The sequence below is a fragment of the Coprococcus sp. ART55/1 genome, assembly GCF_000210595.1.
In the GTDB taxonomy this organism is placed as follows: Bacteria; Bacillota; Clostridia; order Lachnospirales; family Lachnospiraceae; genus Coprococcus; species Coprococcus aceti.
In genome coordinates, this window is the sequence record NC_021018.1 from 694,515 (window position 1) to 697,078 (window position 2,564).

Sequence of the window (2,564 nt, forward strand, 5' to 3'; positions counted from 1 at the left end):
GCAGCCAGAGAAACCGCCATGAGATTCATCATTTACCCCCACATCTACTCTCACTTATTGTCCTATATTTACAATATCCATGATCTCGTTGAACAGGTCACTTATGTACGGGATAACCCAGGAAAGCACAATGATGAGTCCCGCCAGATTGAGCAGATAGGCGTGCTCCTCCTTGCCTGAATGTTTTAGTATCTGGTTGAGCAGTGCCACCAGAATTCCCACTGCACCTATTTTTAGAAGTATCTGGATCGTCATCGTCTCTCCCTCTTAACCTACATGAGCAATATAACTATGAATACGCCTCCAAGCAGCCCAAGTGAATTGGCAAGCCTCTTTATCCCGGAACTTCTGGCGCGTTCCCGCTGGTATCTGTCCGTAATTATATCTTCCACAAGATTTATCCTTGAGAGCTGTGCCTCAACGTCCATATCTCCCATTATCTTTCCAAGCCTGTCCACATCCGCCAGCACCTCCAAGCTCAGGGCACTGTCCCGCCTCAGCATCGCCAGTGAGTCTGTCCACAATTCTGCAAATGGCCTGTCCCTGTTCTTCTCAGACATCTCCGCCAGACCGTTCACCCATTTACCAACATTTCCCTTGAGACGCTTTGCACTGTCGGCGAGTATCTCCGGGAGCTCCGATCCGGCATACATGATCTGCCCCTTGAACAGTTGTATAAAGAGCAGCATTTCCTCCATCTCCTTCACCATGCATCCATGCAACTGCCCTATGGCATGTCCCACCATAAATGAGGCATATACGATCAGACAGCCTCCTATCGCCTTAACCATGTCCTGCCTCCCATCTAATCGTACCAGCACAGCCGGTTGCCCTGGCCGTCAAATATATCAGAGATCTGTCCCGCCTTGTCGCCTCCAAGCACGACATACCTCTCAAAAACCCTGTTCTCCACAAGACGCCTTATCCCTGCCCTGTCTCTCACATCATCCATAGAATAGCCATGTGCAGTAGCAAGCAGACGGCATCCGCAGTTTATCACGCCGAAAATGGCATCGACATCCTGCTGCCCTCCTATCTCATCGACCGCTATGAGATCAGGCGCCATGGTTCGAACCAGCATCATCATTCCTGAAGCTTTTGGACAGCAGTCAAGAACATCAGTCCTCATTCCGACATCATTCTGCGGAACGCCCTTGTAGCACGCCGCTATCTCCGATCTCTCATCAACCACACCAACTGTCATTCCTCCGTCAGACACTACTCTTATGATATCCCTGAGCAGTGTGGTCTTGCCGTGACACGGAGCGGACACTATGAGCGTGTTCATCAGCTTGCCATCACTGTATATGTATGGCAGGACATCACCGCTGCATCCCTTGATCTCATGTGCCACCCTGATATTAAGAAATGATATGTGTCTGATGCATTTGATCCTTGTTCCATCGAGTATGATCTTGCCCGCAACTCCTACCCTGTGTCCACCGCACACGGTGATAAAGCCCTGACGTATCTCATCCTCATAGGCATACAGGGAATGATTGCAGATACATTCCAGAGTGTCGTTCACATCCCTGGCAGTCACTATGTACGCATCCTTCATATTACAGGTTCTTGATCCGCAGGAATCAACATATATCTCCGAGTCCTCGTATCTAAGTATAAAGGGACTATTCACCCTCAGACGTATCTCCCACAGTCTCCCATAATCAAGCCTCAGCTTCTCAACCATGCACCTGATCCTGATGGGAAGCAGATGCAATATATCTTCTCCACACATATGTATCGTCCTTCTTCTATATAACACTGTCTGTACAGCTACATAAAAAGTATATTCAGAGGGTGGGGAGGTTAGAACCTTGGGTTGCTTACAGCACAAAAAAGTCCCGGCGATTCAAATATCCTGAATCACCGGGACTCTTATTCTTCTTATATGTTATCGTAGGTAGTTATATCCTAATGCTGGTAACAATTATTATACTCTTGAAGATACTCGCCAGTACGTGTATCGATCTTGATCGTGTCACCCTCGTTAACGAAGAGAGGTACTGATACCTGTGCGCCTGTCTCAACTGTACATGGCTTTGTTGCACCTGTAGCTGTATCACCCTTAACACCTGGCTCGCACTCTGTGATAACAAGCTCAACGAAGAGAGGTGGCTCTACAGCAAATACGTTGCCATTGTGTGAACAGATCTTACACATCTCGTTCTCCTTAACGAACTTAAGTGAATCACCTATAGCTGCTGAGCTGATAGGAATCTGATCATATGTCTCTGGATCCATGAAGTAATAAAGATCTCCGTCATTGTACAGATACTGCATGTCCTTTCTCTCGATGTGAGCCTTCTCACACTTCTCTGTTGGACGGAATGACTTCTCTACAACACCGCCACTCTTGATGTTCTTAAGCTTTGTTCTAACGAAAGCTGCACCCTTTCCTGGCTTAACGTGCTGGAACTCTATAATCTGATAAATATTTCCTTCGAATTCGATTGTAACGCCGTTTCTAAAATCGCCTGCTGAGATCATCTCTGCCATAACTATCTTATCCTCCTTAAAGATATAAACTTCTTGTCACATTTTATAATATATGAAATAAATTT

Annotated in this window: 4 protein-coding genes; all 4 read right to left on the reverse strand. The window is 46.6% G+C overall.

Going from position 1 to position 2,564, the window contains the following annotated elements:
* Window positions 1-54: 54 nt before the first annotated feature.
* Window positions 55-255, reverse strand: a complete 201-nt coding sequence (spoIIIAC, locus tag CCU_RS03360; RefSeq protein ID WP_015533564.1) for a stage III sporulation protein AC — start codon at window positions 253-255, stop codon at window positions 55-57.
* Window positions 256-272: 17 nt separating this feature from the next.
* On the reverse strand, window positions 273-791 hold the full coding sequence (locus CCU_RS03365; RefSeq protein WP_015533565.1) for a stage III sporulation protein AB: 519 nt from the start codon (window positions 789-791) through the stop codon (window positions 273-275).
* Window positions 792-805: 14 nt separating this feature from the next.
* Window positions 806-1,738: a stage III sporulation protein AA gene (gene spoIIIAA / locus CCU_RS03370; protein ID WP_015533566.1), complete on the reverse strand. Its 933-nt coding sequence runs from the start codon at window positions 1,736-1,738 to the stop codon at window positions 806-808.
* A gap of 176 nt (window positions 1,739-1,914) precedes the next feature.
* Window positions 1,915-2,490 (reverse strand): elongation factor P, encoded by a 576-nt coding sequence (gene efp / locus CCU_RS03375; protein WP_208896338.1) that lies wholly within the window; start codon window positions 2,488-2,490, stop codon window positions 1,915-1,917.
* Window positions 2,491-2,564 lie beyond the last annotated feature (74 nt).